The sequence below is a fragment of the Butyrivibrio sp. AC2005 genome (genome assembly GCF_000424145.1).
In the GTDB taxonomy this organism is placed as follows: Bacteria; Bacillota; Clostridia; order Lachnospirales; family Lachnospiraceae; genus Butyrivibrio.
Genome location: NZ_AUJI01000022.1, coordinates 76,360 through 94,339 on the forward strand (window position 1 = coordinate 76,360; position 17,980 = coordinate 94,339).

Annotated in this window: 13 protein-coding genes; all 13 read left to right on the plus strand. The window is 40.0% G+C overall.

Features of this window, described 5'->3' with window-relative positions; translation table 11 throughout:
- The first annotated feature begins 2 nt into the window (after nucleotides 1-2).
- The 13 genes from G602_RS0107390 (at nucleotide 3) to G602_RS0107450 (ending at nucleotide 17,733) form a co-directional block, all read left to right on the plus strand.
- On the plus strand, nucleotides 3-1,847 hold the full coding sequence (locus G602_RS0107390; RefSeq protein WP_026658416.1) for a diguanylate cyclase: 1,845 nt from the start codon (nucleotides 3-5) through the stop codon (nucleotides 1,845-1,847).
- Entirely contained in the window at nucleotides 1,847-2,467 is a 621-nt protein-coding gene (locus G602_RS0107395) for a hypothetical protein (protein ID WP_026658417.1), read from the plus strand. The genes G602_RS0107390 and G602_RS0107395 overlap by 1 nt, the downstream gene beginning before the upstream one ends.
- 142 nt (nucleotides 2,468-2,609) lie before the next feature.
- Nucleotides 2,610-4,736, plus strand: coding sequence for a molecular chaperone HtpG (gene htpG, locus G602_RS0107400; protein WP_026658419.1), 2,127 nt, complete (start codon nucleotides 2,610-2,612; stop codon nucleotides 4,734-4,736).
- A 352-nt stretch (nucleotides 4,737-5,088) separates the two neighbouring features.
- On the plus strand, nucleotides 5,089-5,853 hold the full coding sequence (locus G602_RS0107405; protein ID WP_026658420.1) for a hypothetical protein: 765 nt from the start codon (nucleotides 5,089-5,091) through the stop codon (nucleotides 5,851-5,853).
- Between the two features lie 175 nt (nucleotides 5,854-6,028).
- Nucleotides 6,029-7,024 (plus strand): PD-(D/E)XK nuclease family transposase, encoded by a 996-nt coding sequence (locus G602_RS0107410; protein ID WP_026658421.1) that lies wholly within the window; start codon nucleotides 6,029-6,031, stop codon nucleotides 7,022-7,024.
- Between the two features lie 242 nt (nucleotides 7,025-7,266).
- Nucleotides 7,267-8,064 (plus strand): hypothetical protein, encoded by a 798-nt coding sequence (locus tag G602_RS0107415; protein ID WP_026658422.1) that lies wholly within the window; start codon nucleotides 7,267-7,269, stop codon nucleotides 8,062-8,064.
- Nucleotides 8,065-8,240: 176 nt separating this feature from the next.
- Entirely contained in the window at nucleotides 8,241-10,382 is a 2,142-nt protein-coding gene (locus tag G602_RS0107420; protein ID WP_026658427.1) for a transglutaminase domain-containing protein, read from the plus strand.
- Nucleotides 10,383-10,447: 65 nt separating this feature from the next.
- The gene (locus G602_RS0107425) at nucleotides 10,448-10,690 is read left to right on the plus strand and encodes a hypothetical protein (protein ID WP_026658428.1); all 243 of its coding nucleotides are present in this window, start codon (nucleotides 10,448-10,450) and stop codon (nucleotides 10,688-10,690) included.
- Nucleotides 10,691-10,724: 34 nt separating this feature from the next.
- Nucleotides 10,725-11,684, plus strand: coding sequence for a glycosyltransferase family 2 protein (locus G602_RS28730; RefSeq protein ID WP_049945112.1), 960 nt, complete (start codon nucleotides 10,725-10,727; stop codon nucleotides 11,682-11,684).
- Between the two features lie 23 nt (nucleotides 11,685-11,707).
- Nucleotides 11,708-12,814, plus strand: a complete 1,107-nt coding sequence (locus G602_RS30900) for a tetratricopeptide repeat-containing glycosyltransferase family 2 protein (RefSeq protein ID WP_049945113.1) — start codon at nucleotides 11,708-11,710, stop codon at nucleotides 12,812-12,814.
- Between the two features lie 53 nt (nucleotides 12,815-12,867).
- The gene (locus G602_RS0107440; RefSeq protein WP_044931414.1) at nucleotides 12,868-14,274 is read left to right on the plus strand and encodes an MATE family efflux transporter; all 1,407 of its coding nucleotides are present in this window, start codon (nucleotides 12,868-12,870) and stop codon (nucleotides 14,272-14,274) included.
- Nucleotides 14,225-17,065 (plus strand): InlB B-repeat-containing protein, encoded by a 2,841-nt coding sequence (locus G602_RS28740; protein ID WP_026658430.1) that lies wholly within the window; start codon nucleotides 14,225-14,227, stop codon nucleotides 17,063-17,065. Before G602_RS0107440 ends, G602_RS28740 begins: the two co-directional genes overlap by 50 nt.
- 227 nt (nucleotides 17,066-17,292) lie before the next feature.
- Nucleotides 17,293-17,733, plus strand: coding sequence for a hypothetical protein (locus G602_RS0107450; protein ID WP_026658432.1), 441 nt, complete (start codon nucleotides 17,293-17,295; stop codon nucleotides 17,731-17,733).
- Nucleotides 17,734-17,980: the final 247 nt, after the last annotated feature.

The following is a 17,980-nucleotide window of genomic DNA, read 5'->3' on the forward strand; positions in this document are numbered from 1 at the left end:
CTATGATTAATGGCAAAAAACTGGTTGCTTTATGCACCTACAGAATATACGATTCGCAGGTTTTTAGCTTCATTACAGAGCTGAACAGACTTTTGCAGGCTGATGACTGTTACCTTTTTATCTACACCCTTAATTCAGAAATCGGGAACAACGGAGATGAATCTGATGAGACAGCAGTTTTTGATCTCGTTCCTTTTGACAAGACTGATGCAGTTGTAATTATGGACGAGAAGATAAAGAGCCGCGAAGTGGTTCAGCATATTCTTGACAGGGCGAATGAACATGATGTTCCTGCAGTCATTATAGACGGCGAATATGAGAACACATCAATAGTTAAGTTTGACTACGCCAAAGGTTTTGAGGCTGTAGTACGTCACATAATTGAGTATCACAAGGTTAAAAGACCGCATTTTATGGCAGGAAAAAGGAAGAGTCCTTTTTCTAACGAAAGAATAGAAGTATTTAAAAAAGTAATAACTGAAAATGGATTTACCTTTGATGACAGCATGATAAGCTATGGTGATTTCTGGGCTGAGCCTTCAAGGAAGGCAACTCTTGAACTGCTTCAAAGACCTATTTTACCTGATGCAATTATCTGTGCTAATGACATAATGGCGATAAATGTCTGTGATGTTCTTCAGACAAAGGGCATAAGGGTTCCGGATGAAGTTATAGTTTCCGGCTTTGATGGTGTCGAGGAGGCGTTCTGGTCTAAGCCGGGAATAACAACGTCAAAGTGTGACAGCATAGAACTGGCAGTAACCATAACTGATGTGGTGCTTTCTCTTTTCAAAGGAGAGAGGAACATTATAAAGTGGATACAGCCCAGGTTTATTGAAAACGATTCATGTGGCTGTCCGCATAGTGATGCAGATCCGCTTCTTACGGTCAGCGGAATAAATGACAGGTTTTATCATCACCAGGATGATGTTCACGTTATGCAAGGGGTTACTGCCAAAATCATGAGCGGCAAGTCCTCTGATGAGAGCATTAAATATATAAGAAATCATCTCACCTCACATATGTGTATTGTTGCTGAAAAATCCTGCTTTGATCTTGAGAACAACTTCCTTTTTGAGAATGTTGAAAAGGGTGAGAAGGTAGTCATTTATGACTGGTATTCCAAAGATGATGAGGTTAAGCCCTACAACCCTGATGAGATAATTCCACATTTGATGGATGTTCTGGATAATGGATATCCGCTTATTTTCAATTGCCTTGAGTATATGGGCAAGGCCCCGGGATTTATATGCTACTCATACCCCAGGGCAGAGACTATAGATTATACTAAGACCACGAGCCTTACATATTACCTTGGAATGGCGCTTGGTGGCTACGTAATTAATAAGTATCAGAAATATCTTCGTGATAAGCTTCAGAGAACCTATCAGCATGATGGTCTGACAGGACTTTACAACAGACTGGCTTTTCTTGAAAAATTTGAGGAGCTACATGCTGACAGCACTAATCACGGGAAAAAAGCCACGCTTGTAATGCTTGATTTAAATGGTCTTAAACAAATAAATGACAGCTTTGGTCATCTTTCCGGGGATGAGGCTATAGCTACTGTTGCAAAGATTCTTAAGGATTCATGCCCACCTGATGCTCTCTGCGTAAGAATAGGCGGAGATGAGATGCTGGCTCTTATTCTTGGAGAATGTGACTGGGATTTACTTAAGAAAACAATGACAGCCAGGATGGAAGAAGCTACCAGAAAGCTTGGATACACAGTCGCAGCCAGCATGGGAACGGCTTCCACCGTTTTTGATGCAAATATGAATCTTGATACTGTTATCGGACTTGCTGATGAGCAGATGTATAAGATGAAAAAGGAAAAACGGAAATAATGAAGGATATATCATTATTAATGGGACTGGTGGATTTTATTCCGGTAATCTTATTTGCTGTTGCATCCATAATTTTGCAGCGCGATTTATATAACAAGATGAGCAAGGGGGCCTTCGCATTATTTGCAATGGGAACTCTGGATATTATTTTTGCCGGGGGCTGTAAAGCTGTTTACAAGGTTTTATATGGCGCTGGAATTTGCGATTTTCAGGCTCTTAGTCAGATGTTTTTTCCCTTACAGGCAATTGGATTCCTTATGGCAGGGCTTGCTTGTATTGCAATGATTTTTTTCAGGCAGGGGAATACATTATATTCAGCAGCGCCACCTGTATTTGCAGGTACTTTTTTATTCATAACTGCGATATGCCTTGGACTTACTATGCTTTTTGTTTCACTTTTTATTTTGGCTGTAAAGCTTAAAAAGAAATTTGCGATCACCATTTTTACCTTAAGCTTTATTTTTTCTCTAATTATGGGGTATTTTTCCTCAAAGGATTTTACTTTGGCAACCGTAAACTGGACTGCACAAGGCATAAATATTTTGGCACAGATATGCCTTTTAGCCGGAGTGGTTTCTCTTCACAAGGCAGGACTTGCTGATTTGGTTATTGAGAGATGAGGAGAAAATACAATTATTAGCACTCGTTATAAATGAGTGCTAATTTTTTATTGACTTTTGCCGCCTACGGTTTTAAACTCATATTTGTGGGTATTCTATATTTAGTAGAACACCCCTGCATTTATTATATGGAGGCAATACAATGGAGAAAAAAGGTAATCTTTCAATTAATAGCGAGAATATGTTCCCTATAATCAAGAAGTGGCTGTATTCTGACCACGACATATTCTATCGTGAAGTAATTTCTAATGCCTGTGATGCCATCACAAAAATCAAGAAGATGGACATGATGGGTGAGTATACACTTCCTGATGGCTTTAAGCCTCGTGTTGATGTTGTTCTTAATGATAAGGACAAGACTATTAAGATTATTGATAATGGTATCGGTATGACAGCTGAGGAGGTTGAGGAGTATATCAACCAGGTAGCTTTCTCAGGTGCAACTGATTTCCTGAATAAGTATAAGGATAAGGCAAATGCTGACCAGATTATCGGACATTTCGGACTTGGTTTCTATTCAACCTTCATGGTTGCTGACTATGTGGAAATCGATACACTGTCCTATAAATCAGACGCTGCATCCGTTCACTGGACCTGTGATGGCGGCTCTGATTTCGAGATGAAGGATGGAGAGAAGACAGAGGTAGGAACAACAATTACAATCCACCTTTCAGATGATTGCCTTGAGTTCTGCAACGAATACAAGGCACGCGAAGTTATTGAGAAGTACTGCTCATTCATGCCTTATGAGATCTACCTTCAGAGAGAAAATGAGGAAGGCACAGAGACCATCAAGGAATCCGAGAAGCGCGATGATGACATTGTCATCGAAGTAATCGAGCCTGAGAAGAAGGAAGAAGCAAAGAACGATTCTGAAAAGGAAGGCGAAGAAGAGAAGAAGGAAGAGGAGAAGAAGCTCAAGATTAAGAGAAGACCTCAGCTTCTTAATGATACTCATCCTCTCTGGGGCAAGACTCCCAAGGACTGCACAGATGATGAATACAAGGAATTCTACAGAAAGGTTTTCCGTGATTACAAGGAGCCTCTGTTCTGGATACACCTCAACATGGACTATCCTTTCAACTTAAAGGGAATCCTTTACTTCCCTAAGATCAACATGGAGTTCGAATCGGCTGAGGGTGTTATCAAGCTTTACAACAACCAGGTCTTTATTGCAGACAACATCAAGGAAGTAATTCCTGAATACTTAATGCTTCTTAAGGGTGTGATCGATTGTCCTGATCTTCCTCTTAACGTATCAAGAAGCGCACTTCAGAACGATGGCTTTGTAAAGAAGATTTCAGACTACATTTCCAAGAAGGTTGCTGAGAAGCTTGCAGGACTTTGTAAGACTGATAAGGAAAACTATGACAAATACTGGGAAGACATTTCTCCCTTCATCAAGTATGGCTGCTTAAAGGACGACAAGTTCTGCGAGAAGATGAATGACTACATCCTCTTTAAGAATCTTGATGGAAAATACTTAACACTCCCCGAAGCACTCCAGATTAATAAGGAGGCAGAGGAAGCTGCAGCAGCTGAAGAAGCTAAGGATGAGAACGGAAATACAGTAGAGGCTGAAGTTGTCGATGAGAATGGCAACACAGTAAGCGGCGATGATAAGGCTGATGCTGATAAGAAGGACGAGGAAAAAGAGCCCCGCACCATCTATTATGTAACAGACGAGCAGCAGCAGAGCCAGTACATCAATATGTTCAAGGCTCAGAAGATGGACGCATTCATCTTAAATCACAACATAGATGTTCCTTTCATCCAGCAGTTGGAGTCTAAAAATCAGGACATCAGATTCCAGAGAATCGATGCTGATCTTACAGATACCTTCAAGAGCAAGACTTCCAAGAAGGCTGAGAAGGAATTCGAGGAGATTGAGAAGAACATCGGTGAGAAGATGAAGAAGGCTCTTAAGAACGAGCAGCTTGTAGTCAAGATTGAGAAGCTCAAGGATAAGAAGATTTCTTCAATGCTCACAGTATCTGAGGAGACACGCCGTATGCAGGATATGATGAAGATGTATGCTGCTAACGGAATGATGATGGGCGACCTTGGAATGGGTGGACAGACACTCATCCTCAATGCTAATCATCCTCTTGTTAAGTACGTCATGGACAACAAGGAAGGTGACAATGTAGACACCATCTGTGAGCAGCTCTATGACCTTGCCCGTATCCAGAACGCACCTCTTGATGCAGACGCTATGACTAAGTTCATCCAGAGAAGCAATGACATCATGATGCTTCTTGCTAAATAATTAGTGGTCAACTATAAATAGATCAGTAATAATAAAATAAGTGTAAAACAGACCGAAATCAGTGCAGGTTTCGGTCTGTTTTATAATTGCCCCGATTGATGCCCTGAGACAGGAATAAAGTATTAACAAAATATAAAATGGAGCCCTTGAAAAATGGTATGTTTGACAGAATGTAAGCCCAGTATTTATGAAGAGAATAGAATTTTGATAGCGGCAATCCAAATTATTATAAAATCATAAAATGGTGTAAAATTGTTGACGAGGGATAAAAATATGAGTATAGTCAAAGCATCACAGGTGATCAACACGACCACCAAAAAGTTTTTAGACCTTGTCAAAGGAGGGTTATTTTATGAGGATTTTAGAAAAGATTTCAAGACGTTTATCAATAACATTAGCAGGTGTTATGGCTTGCTCATCATTCGCAATGGCACCTGCAATTACAGCTTTTGCAGCAGAAGGAACACCTACTCAGGCAGACATCCAGAATGGTGCTACAGTGCTTCAGAATGATGCTGATTACACATCAGAGACAACTATTACCGCAACCGATGGTAAGGCATACAAGATTAAGTCAGATATTGATGGAAAGTTCAGAGTTTTTGTAAAATCTAAGGATGCCAGCAAGGTTACCGTTAGGGTTTGGAAAGAGAATGAAGCAACAGACCTTTTCATAGATGAGAATAAGGACATTGCAGCAGGCAAGACTTATGAGAACAGTAAGGATATTAAAACAGGCACATATTATATAGCTATTAAGCCTGAAAAGGATGCTGTACTTCAGGTTAAGGCTGACATTATCACAGATAAGGACAGCAAGATCCGCAATGCTGAGTCACCTGCTAAGAAGACAGCAAAGGTTACAATTAAGAAGGCTAAGGATGTTGACGGATACGAAGTAAGATTCTCAACAAGCAAAGACTTCGACAAGAACGTAAAGACAAAGAGCGTAAAGGCTAAGAAGATTACTTTCAAGGATAAGAAGGGCACAATCGAGAAGAGCGGCCTCAAGAGCGGCAAGAAGTACTATGTTCAGGTTAGAACATACGTTAAGGAAAACGGCGTTAAGTACTACTCAGACTGGTCAAAGTCAAAGAAGATCTCAAAGGTTAAATAATTAAACCTGATAAAATGCCATAAATAAAGGATTGGAGTCACCTATAGGAATCGTATAGGTGGCTCCAATTTTTGTGAAGGTATTTTTATGGTACATCAAAAAAATATAATAAAAGTATGGAATTAAAGAAAAAACTGTTCTTTAGCTTCAAAAAAACAGTAAGGTGGGGATGAATATGGTGAGTATCCTGAGTAAAGAAGAATTAGTACAAAAAATACAAATAAGCAATTTGGATCCGGAGACAAAAGAAAAACTGCTAAAGATTTTTGATGGGTCAATTTTGGCAGATTTGTACGATGATGCTATAGCTAAAAGGGCATTTTCTCCTGATATTCATCCGGAGAGGTTGGATTTTCTTTTACAAAGGATAATGAAAGGTCCATATGAAAATGTTGAAAAATCAGCATCCAATGAAGGAATGGTGATTAGCAAGTTCTCTAAGGCTATTATTACAGATATTCCTGCATGGCTGAGAGATGGAAGAAGATTTGATCTGGAATTTCAAGCTGTTGCGCAGGATTATATTTTTAACCGAGTAGATATATATGCATCGAATATGTTGATGATTCAATATTCGATAGAAGAAGGGCAGAGGAAAAAAGAAGTAGACTATGAAAATGTTAATGGGGTTATTGTTATAGTATTGATGGTCAAGAGTCCAAAAGTGTTTAAGGAATTTAAGTCAGATCGGTATATACATAGAGTGAAAAGGATTGTGGCGGATTCTGGCATGGAGTTTCCTGCACTTAAGCAAATGGCTTTTGTGCAGCTTGATAAGGCACTTGAACTCTTTTTAACTGATAGCTACAATAAAGATGAAGATATTGAATTATTAAAGCTGCTTGCGATGATTGCTGATATTAATAATGACAAAGTGTTAGAAAAAACACAGGGCAATGTGATGTTTGATGATATTCGTAAAGAAGTAGATGCATTTTCAAAGGATAAGGAGGTGCAGGCTATGCTATTGGAAGAGAAGATGGCAAGATCCGACTGGGTTACAGGAATAAATGCAGCAAGGCGTGAGGGCCGTGCAGAAGTTCAAAATGTATATGCATGGCTTATCAGTATTGGTAGATCTGATGATGTTTCTAAGGCTGTTACCGATGATGGCTATTATCAGACTGTTCTTGCTGAGTACAAAGAAGCAAACGGAATTAAGGATGAGTAAAAATAATCAAACATAAACAGATTTATGCCATAAATAAAGGATTGGAGTCACCTATAGGAATCGTATAGGTGGCTCCAATTTTTTGCTATAAAAATAAAATAATTAAATAGTAATTCTTATAAAATCATAAAATAGTCACAGAATGTTGACACAATATACAAATATGATTAAACTCGAAATTAGCACAGGTAATCACGGCGATTACCAAAAAAAGTTTTAACCATACCAAGGAGGGTTATTCTATGAGGATTTTAGAGAGACTTTCAAGACGTTTATCAATTACATTAGCAGGTGTTATGGCCTGCTCATCATTCGCAATGGCACCTGCAATTACAGCTTATGCTGAGGGAGGGGTTAAACCTGCTGACGCAGAGATAATTCAGAAAATTGATGAGGGTACTCCCATTAAGCTGGAAAATGATGCCGATTATACTTCTGAGGTTACAATTTCCGGCGACACCAAGAGACAGACTTATATAATTCACTCAGATATCGATGGAAAATTAAGAGTAAATATTAAAGCTACAGATACAATTAAAAGTGCTTTTGTTGACATTTATAAAGCCGGTGAAACAAGTTTTCTTTCAAGTGAAGAATTAAAGGATTATGCAAAGGATAAGATCTACGAAAAGGAACTGAACGTAAAAAAGGGTGGAGATTATAAGATCAACGTCTTCAGAAATAGCGAAGAGGCAGTTAAGTTCCAGATCAAGGCTGCAATTCTGACAGACAAGACAATAAAGATCCGCAATGCTGAGTCACCTGCTAAGAAGACAGCAAAGGTTACAATTAAGAAGGCTAAGGATGTTGACGGATACGAAGTAAGATTTTCAACAAGCAAAGACTTCGACAAGAACGTAAAGACAAAGAGCGTAAAGGCTAAGAAGATTACTTTCAAGGATAAGAAGGGCACAATCGAGAAGAGCGGCCTCAAGAGCGGCAAGAAGTATTATGTTCAGGTTAGAACATACGTTAAGGAAAACGGCGTTAAGTACTACTCAGACTGGTCAAAGTCAAAGAAGATCTCAAAGGTTAAATAATTAAACTATATAAAATTTCATAAATAAAGTAATGGAGTCACCTATAAGAAACGTATAGGTGGCTCCGTTTTTTGTTTATCAAAATATAATAATTTATTCGGAAAGCCTTAATAATCGCTATGTTAGAATTAATTAAGCGTATACAATTGTTTTTTGTTCGGTATGAGGTAGTGCTTATGAGAATAAAGAAAAATGTAGTATGTATTCTTGTATCGATTGTTTTAGCCTTTTCTACAATAACGGGATTTGCTAAGCCAGTTGAGCAAAGCGAGAGTGACTGGGAAGTAAAATTAACTACGCAATATGAAACTCTTTTGCCTGACCTGGGGTATCGCGCAGATGAATGGGAAAAGGAGTATGAGAAGTGTACCGACGAAGAAAAGAAGATCATGCAGTACTATTTTATTACCACATCCATGACTGATCTGTGCAGTATTGATTTTGCACTTCTTCATAAATATGCGACTCATGCAGTTAAGGTGAGAAAAACATTTGATTGGGCAAAAAATCTGCCCGAAGATACGTTTTTGTGTTATGTGGCTGGTTACAAGATTAGTATAGAACCCATAGTTGATTACAGGGATTTCTTCTATGATCAGATAGTTGACATTGTGAAGGATAAAAGCCTGACCGAGGCAGCTCTTTTGGTTAACTTCTGGTGTGGAGAGCAGGCTACCTATTCGGATACCGACCAGAATGAATTCTCACCACTTGGAATGTATAACAGTGGCAAGGGCAGATGCGGCGAAGAAGCTATGTTTGTTGTCAGTGCACTTCGGAGTGTGGGAATACCATCAAGAGTTTGCAATGTGTCCTGGACAGGAGTACCCGACGGGCACGCATTTCCGCAGGTTCTTATTGATGGAGAGTGGCATTACATGGGCGGCTGTGAACCTGAGCCGGCGATGGACTGCGGATGGTTTGTAGACAGACTGGGGAGCATTCTTACTACAGCTTCTTATGCGCAGAGTGATATTGGTGTCGATGGAGGAATGGTTTATTCCGACTACGGCTATACGATAGTAAATGATATAGAGGATTTTGCTAAGACGAAAGAGGTTACGCTTACAGTCCTTGATAAAAAGGGGAAACCTTTGGAAGGTGCAAGGGTTGATATAATATTGGTTCAAAATGGTGTATACGAGTCCACGGAGCTTACAGTGGTAACGGATGCTGAAGGAAAAGCAAAGCTTACCCTGGGAAAGGGCAGTGTGTCGGCGGTTTGCTATCAGGATGATGATTTCCGCGCCATATGGATTGACCAGGATCAGACTGAAGGAACCATTTCTTTTGCAGAAGAACCTAAATATGATGAATGGATAAGCTGCAGTGTTAAATATAATGATGCCAAGACAAAGAGATGGCAGAGTGCTACCGATGAAGAAAAAAATGCTCTTTTTGGAGAAAAATCTGCTGATGACTTAAGAGCAGAAAATCATGAAAAAGACTTTGATGAAAAGCGAGCTTCCAAGTATCCGGACTGTGAAGATAACTTAAAGTGGGCAGGAAAAAATTTTGACGAGATCATGACCTTCCTTGAAAAGGATGATGATCCTATGCGCGTAGAGCTTGTTAAAAATGTTACGGGCAGGTACTGCGGTGAAGTTAGTGCAGAAACGTTGGAGGATATATTACAGGGTGCAGAAAAGGTACGGGGAGACTTATCAGATGAGGATTTTGTAAAAGGAATTCTGTGTCCTGTACTTGAATGGGGTTATTTTGTTCCTCAAAGACTTGAGGTGCAGGAGCTGTTTACTGAAGAGCAGATAAGTGATTTTAGAGCAGACCCCGATAAACTAAAGAAATGGTTTGACAGTAATTTAAGCGATGATTGCATACGTGAGATAAAAGGGAAGAATCCAAATCTTTTAGCATCAATAAAAATGGGCTACTGTCCGGAAAAATATAAAACTTTTATGCTCATGGAGCTTGCAAGAACTCTGGGAATTCCTGTATCGCAGGAAGAGGATGGCGATTCGTGGTATTACCATAATGGGAAAAACTGGGAAATAGCTGACTGGAGTCCGGAATATAAAAACGGCGATGATGATTACGGTACGCTTAGGTACGAGGTGCCTGATAATAATAAGCAATATCAGGGACTTTCCTGGGCTTGTATGTACTATCAGGATAACCAGCCGGAATATGCACTGTATTGGATTGTGGAAGATGATGATACAGATTATGACATGGATCTTCCTGCAGGTGATTACGTTATAGTTTTGCTGGATCAGACAGAGGATACTTCAGGAACTTTATATTACAGGCGCGTTAAGGTTGAAGAAGGGAAGACTACTTTATTTACGCTTCCTGAATAATGATATTTATGTTTTTTTACAGAATTTTCATTGGAGTGAGTTGTTGTAGAAAGGAGATTCCAATTATGGGAAAAGCACAGGAAATGTTGAAGGAGTTAATTGATAAAGGTGATATTGAGGCGCTTGCATCAAAGGAGAATCTTGAAAAGACCCTTAATGCCATGGGATGTGTTCAGGAGGAAATAGAAGAGGTAATCTCTGAGTTTAAGGGATTTCCACTTGACGATGAGGACCTGATGGCTGTAACGGGAGGTGGTGGATCTTCCCATGCTGCAGGGCAGGATCCTGTTAAAACAGTGCGTTATTAATATGTTGAATTTGAAATAAGCTATGGAGGACATCATGCCTGAGAGCTCAGATTCAGTTTCTGTAAGTGTATGCATGATTGTAAAAAATGAAGAGGCGGTTCTTAGGCGCTGCCTTGAGTCATTGCAGGGAACCTATGATCAGCTGGTTATAGCAGATACAGGTTCAACGGATGATACCATAAACATTGCCAGGAGCTTTACTGATGAGGTGTACGCTATCCCCTGGGAAGATGATTTTGGCAAAGCCAGGAACATTTCTTTTTCCTATGCCAAATGTGACTACATCATGTATGTGGATGCAGATGACATTCTTCCCAGTGAGGAAAAAGAGAAATTCCTGCAATTGAAAAAAGACCTTTCACAGATGCCGGTTGATGAGAGACCAAAGACCATTATCATGGCCTATGATGCTCCGGAGGGTGGCGGTTTATCCTATCGCCATAGAATGGTAGCAAGGCACGACGGTCCCTATTGGGGTGGAGCAATTCACGAACGCGCCTTTGTCTTGGAACCTGAAATGACGACTGAGATAAAGTTTCTTCACAGGAAACTGGTTAAGCCGCCAAAGGACAGGAACTGCAATATTATCCGCAAGATTCCAAGGGACGAGCTAAAGGAGGATTTCTGGCTTTGCATTCAATGCTATCTGGATATGACTCTGGCAGAACATCATGAAGAGGCAAAAGAGTATTATTTAATGGCTAAGGCAGCAAAGGAGCATAATGCCAGCTATTGCGTCTGGATTGCCAGAATACTGATTATTAATGAGTATTTTGAAAATGCTCTTCTTTGGCTTGAGATGGCTCTTGAATCAGAGGATAATACCCCGGATCAAAAACTGTGGATATATCAGCAGCTTGTTAAGGCTTATATTGGACTTGGCAGAATACAAGAAGCCATAGATTATAATGATAAGGTTTTGGAGATTAATCCGGCTAACCTGGCTGCCAGAACCAATCGATTAATTCTTGAAAAAAAGCTTAAGGAAGAATAGAGGAGAGTTTTGGAGGAACAGGTATGGACAAGGGCGTTACACTGAGTGTATGTATGATTGTCAGGGATGAATCACTGGTTCTCGCCAGATGCCTTGATGGAGTCAGAGTCTTTGCAGATGAGATTATTATTGTAGATACAGGGTCGGTTGACGATACTCGCGAGATAGCGCTTCGATATACTGACAAGGTCTATGATTTTCCGTGGATAGATGATTTTTCCGCTGCAAGAAATGCCTCTTATTCACATGCCACCATGGACTATGTCATGTGGATTGATGCTGATGATGTGGTTTGTCCGGAGGATGCAGTAAGATTAAATTCTCTGAAAACATCTATTTCTCCTGAAACAGATGTTGTATTTTTGCTGTATGGAAGTTCTCCGGACCAAAATAATATTTTTAATAACTCGTTTGTTTTTCGTGACAGATGGGCAAAAAGAAGCTTTAACCCCACATGGCACGGACGACTCCATGAATGGATAGAATATCCCAAAGGAGCAAAAAAGTATTTTGCACAGGATATTATGCTCCGTCACTGTAAGGTCAGGGTAAATGATCCCGATAGAAATATGCGTATTCATAAGCTATGTCTTGCTGAAGGAACGGAAGCCCCCACCAGAGACCTTTCTTTTTTATGTGGTGAATATAGTTCAAAAGGTAATTTTGAAGCATCGGTCGCAGCTTTTTATGAACTGGCTGAAGAGGAGCCATTTCCTGAGTCTGATATATATAATTCACTTTTTTCCTATATCTGGAGCATGAAACAGCTAAAGAGAAACGATGAGCTGATAGATAAGCTTGTTCTATTGGAAGAAAAGGGCATCGCAGGCGAAATGCTCCTGTGTGAACTTGGTGGTCTTTATCTTGCCCGTGAAGAATATGACAAGGCAGAAAAGTATCTTTTAGAAGCTCTTGATACACCGGTGGACTATAAGGATATGAGAGTGCATTTTGAGCCGTATCATGAGTTTATACCATGTCAGAAACTCAGTAAGCTATATGCTGCGCTGGGGAAAATGGATATTTCATATGAATATTTCAAGCGGGCAGAGAAAATATATCCTGAAAATACTTCTATACGTTTGAGCAGAATGTATTATAATAGACTTCGCGCTTCCACAGGCAACTGATGGTAACGAAGTAGATTTAATAAAAATGGGGAGTTAATATAGCATTAACACTGATGAGAAACAAAAGTATAACATCCGGCTCCATATGGAAGAACATGCTGACATTTTTCTTTGCACTTCTCCTGGGAGCTTTTTTTCAACAACTTTATAATACAATAGACGCCATAATCGTGGGCAGAGCTGTGGGAAGCGATGCACTGGGAGCTGTTGGCGGATCAGCAGCGATGGTGGTAAATCTTTTCCTGGGCTTTTTTCTGGGGCTGTCTTCCGGAGCGACTGTTGTCATTTCTCAGTTCTATGGTGCGGGCAAAAGGGAAGAGATTGATAAGGCTGTACACACCGCAATAGCGCTTTCCATAGCAGGTGGCGCAGTTATTACTGCAATAGGAGTACTGATATCGCCATGGCTTATAAGTGTGATGAAAACACCGGTTGAACAGGCTGAAGCAGGCACTATGTATCTCAGGATTTTCTTTCTTGGAATGATACCTAATCTTATTTACAACATGGGAGCAGGGATACTGAGAGCTGTAGGTGATTCAAGAAGACCGCTGATTGTATTAATTATTAGTTGCATAGTTAATATACTTTTAGATATTATATTCGTAGTTGGTTTTGGTCTTGGCAGAATGGGAGATGTCTATGGAGTAGCCGGAGTTGCGGTTGCAACCATTCTGTGCCAGCTTATTAGTGCCGCTATTATTATCTTTATTCTTGTAAGGAGCGACGATAGCTACAGACTTGATATCAGGAAAATCAGATTTGACGCTATTATGCTCTCCAAAATAATAAAGATAGGTATACCTGCGGGATTCCAGACTACCACCTATACACTTTCAAATACGCTTATACAGGTATCTATTAACAGCCTTGGAAAGGATGTTGCATCAGCATGGGCAGCATACGGCAAGGTGGATGTACTATTCTGGATGACGATTGGCTCACTGGGAACAGTGGCTACTACCTTTGCCGGACAGAATTATGGAGCCGGTAAATATGACAGAGTCAGAAAAAGCACCAGACAGGCTCTGGCGATAGCGACAGTTATTACGATTCCGCTTAGCATATTCTTTTGCGTCTTTGGGAATATTTTGCTCGGAATATTTGTAGTGGATAAAAACGTAATAGATATAGGTGTACAGATGATATATTACCTGGCTCCCTTCTATATAACATACGTTTGTGTGGAAATATTTGCGGGAGTTTTGCGGGGGATGGGAGATGCATTTATTCCGATGATGATAACTCTGTTCGGAATCTGTGTACTTCGCGTAATATGGATTTTGTTTGTTTTCCCCATGCACAGAACAGTAGAAATGATTGAAATGAGTTATCGGGTAACCTGGTGTACTACATCTGCTATGTTTTTAGTGTATTACTTAATTTACATTAACATGAAGGGGATAAAAAATGAAAAAGCACGAGGGGAAAATGACTGGAAAAGGGCACATAAGCTTTAAGGGGTTTATGTGCGCTTTTTTTATGCTACTTACTGTGGGTAGTCTGTTTTCGGATTCAATGAGTGTTCAAGCAGAAGAGCCTGGGGAGATATCATGTCCTACAGGGGATAGGTTTGAGCCCAGAATTCCCAAAGGTAATGGGAAAATCGAGCAGATATCTGAGGAAGAGTATTACGGATTAGTCGAAAAAACATCTAAAAAAATAGTTAAAAACGCAAATATTAACGAAGATGATTACTATTATAATCAGCTTGATGACAACGATAAGATGTTTTATAACGCTTTCCTTCAGCTCATGAGGGAAAACAAAGGCGCGGCACCTGAGGCTAAAGCTGAATACGTGGCTGATTATGGATTTCCGGTTTTTGAGGAAGTTACTGAACCGATGAATATTGATTGGGCTTCGGTGTATACTGCACTGGAATTTGATCATCCGGAGGAACTTGAACTTATTGTTTATGATATAGATTGCGTTTTAGTCACTATAGAAAATGATGGCCAGAAAAGATATTCCTGTTTTGCAATATTTATAAAAGGTCAGGGGACTGACTATTCTGGTGCACAGATAGCACAGATGGAAGCGAAAACGCAGACAGCATGCAATGCATTTTTTAATAAACTGAATCTCACCGGGGATGCATTTAACAAGGAACTCATAATTCATGACGCCATCATGGAGAAGATGGAATATAACTATGACGCGCTGAATCATCGTTATCCCAATCACGTATGTCACACATCTTACGGTGCATTTGTGGAGCTTTTGCCTGTGTGCGATGGCTATGCAAAGGCCTTGAAGATGCTGTTAAACAAGGCCGGAATAGAGTGCCATATTGTTGCGGGACTTGGAAATGGTGGCGGTCATGCCTGGAATATCGTAAAGCTTGGAAATGATTATTATGAAGTTGATGTTACCTGGGATGATAATAGTGCCCGCAATGGCCGTATCTATGGCTACATGATCGGACATGATTATTTCAATCGTACGACAGATAATTTTACAAAGCATGTTACGGATATACCGGGATATGCCTCCGGAAGGACAACAACTCACATCAGGGATCAGAGATATTATGGATATTTAAATCCTGCTATTGCAAATGGGGAAGAGTTTTCTTATAGCAATATTAAACAGGTTTATAAAGTTACTTTTTACAAAGTAAAGGATGAAGCAACCTTCAACATGAAAGCTGCTCCCGCTGCCTTTACCTACGAAGGCAAGATACAGGATATGCCCACAAATGCAAGGCTGGAAGGCTACACTTTTGAGGGCTGGTTTACGGAAAAGGATGGCGGAACACCTATAACCAAAGACACGATCATAACTAAGGAGTCCAAGGCTTATGCCAATTGGAAACCGGTTAGCGTATGTGTGAACTTCTATGCGGATTCAAGCAATGTGCCGGTTCAAACTGTTTATGCTGATTTCGGCTCGACCTATGGCGACGTAATGAAGAAGATAAAGCAGCCTGAATATGAACAGGGTGATTTTACCGGATGGTTTACCGGATATGATACGGATGTAAAAATTGATCCCGATGCAGTAATCAATACGACGGAAGAAATAAATCTATATGGTCAGTGGGTTAAGGTTGAATACACTTTAACCTATAATGCTAATGATGGTAAGTTCAAAGATGGCGCGGAGGTTAAAACGAGAAACGCCATTAAAAATGAAACTGTCGATGTGGATGATATGGAAATCCCTGAGAGGGATGGTTACATTTTCCGTGGATGGAGTAGAAAGCAGAATGATTCTGAAGCTATAAGTCAGGTGAAGGCTGATGAAAATATGGACTTCTACGCTATATGGGAAGAAGAGAAAAAGCCAGAGGATGAGCAAAATGAAAATCCTGAGCCTGAGGATCCTACAGTAGAGGAGCCTGAAAAACCTGCGGAAGGTGAACAAGAGAAACCGGCAGCAGAGGAGCCTGAAAATCCTGCAGAGGATGAGCAGGAGAAACCGGCAGCAGAGCCTGAGAATTCCTCGGCAGATGGCCAGGAGAATCCTTCAGGAAGTGAGCAGGGTGCTCCAACAACAGAGGGGCAGGATAATACTACAGTTGTAGAACCTCAGAACTCTACACCGAGTGAACAGGTGAATCCTCCAGTTGTTGGGCCTGAAACGCCTACGACACAGAATACTACAGCGGAGGAATCTCATAATCCCACGCCTGTAGAACCACTGAATCCTACTATGGGTGAGCCTGAGAATTCTACAACAGTTGAACCTCAGCCCTCCACAGTGGTAGAACCTCAGAATCCTACAACATCTGAGCAGCAGAATCCTACAGAGGCTGAGCAACAAAATCCTACAGTAAGTGAGACACAAGCTCAGCCTAGTGATGAACTTCCTCCGGGTGGAATAATTGAAAATGGCGAAGCTACATATTCAGTATCTGCAGAAGGATCAGCTACAGCCACCCGTACAAATAATGCAAAGGTGAAGAATGTACGCATTGGTAACGAAGTGTCTTATGGCGGGAAGACCTATAAGGTAACCAGGATTTCAAAGGGGGCTTACAAGAATTGCAAAAAGCTTAAGAGTGTAAGGTTAGGCTCAAATATTACAAAGATTGGTGCAAATGCGTTTAAGGGTTGTAAGAGACTCGGCAAAATCACAATCAGAGCTAATAACCTAAAGTCCGTAGGACGTGGAAGTTTCAAGGGAATTAAGGAAGGCGCTAAATTTACTATAATATGCAGAAATAAAAAGACCTACGGGAAGGTTGTGAAAAAGCTCAGGAGAGCAGGAGCTACTACAGGAAGTTTTAAATTTAAAAAGGGATGATAATTCATTAAGGTTATAAAAATATGATTATAGGTTAGTTCAAGACGTTAGAATGGATAGATTGTTTTGGTATAAAATGTGCATTGATTTTTATATTCCTGTCGATATAATGAGAGTAGAAACAGAGATGTTTCCGATGTAAGAGCATCGTAAAAAGTTGTGCTGCGGATGGAGCAGGGTAATCTTTCCATCTCATAAGATACCATTTGCAGGTATCGAGCCCAGCAATGGGGATAAACGTTGTAGTCCAGGCAGGGGACTTAATTATTTCTGCACCTTTAAGGCATCTTAACTGGATGCCAAGGCTGACAACCAGCAGAAAACTCTTAACAAAAAAATTGAGGAGTGTGTTTAACCGCACACTCCTTTTTATAACATATAAATTAAGTGTTACTAATTTGGAGTTCACTTTGGGATTGGTACAGCAAACTGATAATAACGGAAATATAATGCCTAATAGGTTTATTCCTATGACATTGCGCGTAGAAGATTCATCTGTAAACAAAAGTGGTGGTGGGGAAATAATCGATTTTATTTTTTCAAAAGATGCAAGTAAATCAGTATATGATACTTTATCAGTTAGGGATGAGCGTAAAGATATACCCAAATGCATACGGGCACTTTTGATTAAAGATTTCTATGAGCCTGAAGGAATTAAACAGGAATGATTAAGACTTATGTATAGTTGAAAACATGTTCAAATTCAAATTAAGTGATGCTCTATTTTTACCAAAAAATCAGCATTATGTTTGGCTAGATTGATTAGAGTTTATAAATTATTCAAAAACAAAACTTATAAAATCATAAATTGTTTCAATGTTGTTGACTACAGCAAAACACATGATTATACTCAAAAGTGACCGGGGAAATAATTCCCCGGTTTTTTTTCACTTTTTTTCTTTAAAAGGAGGGAAT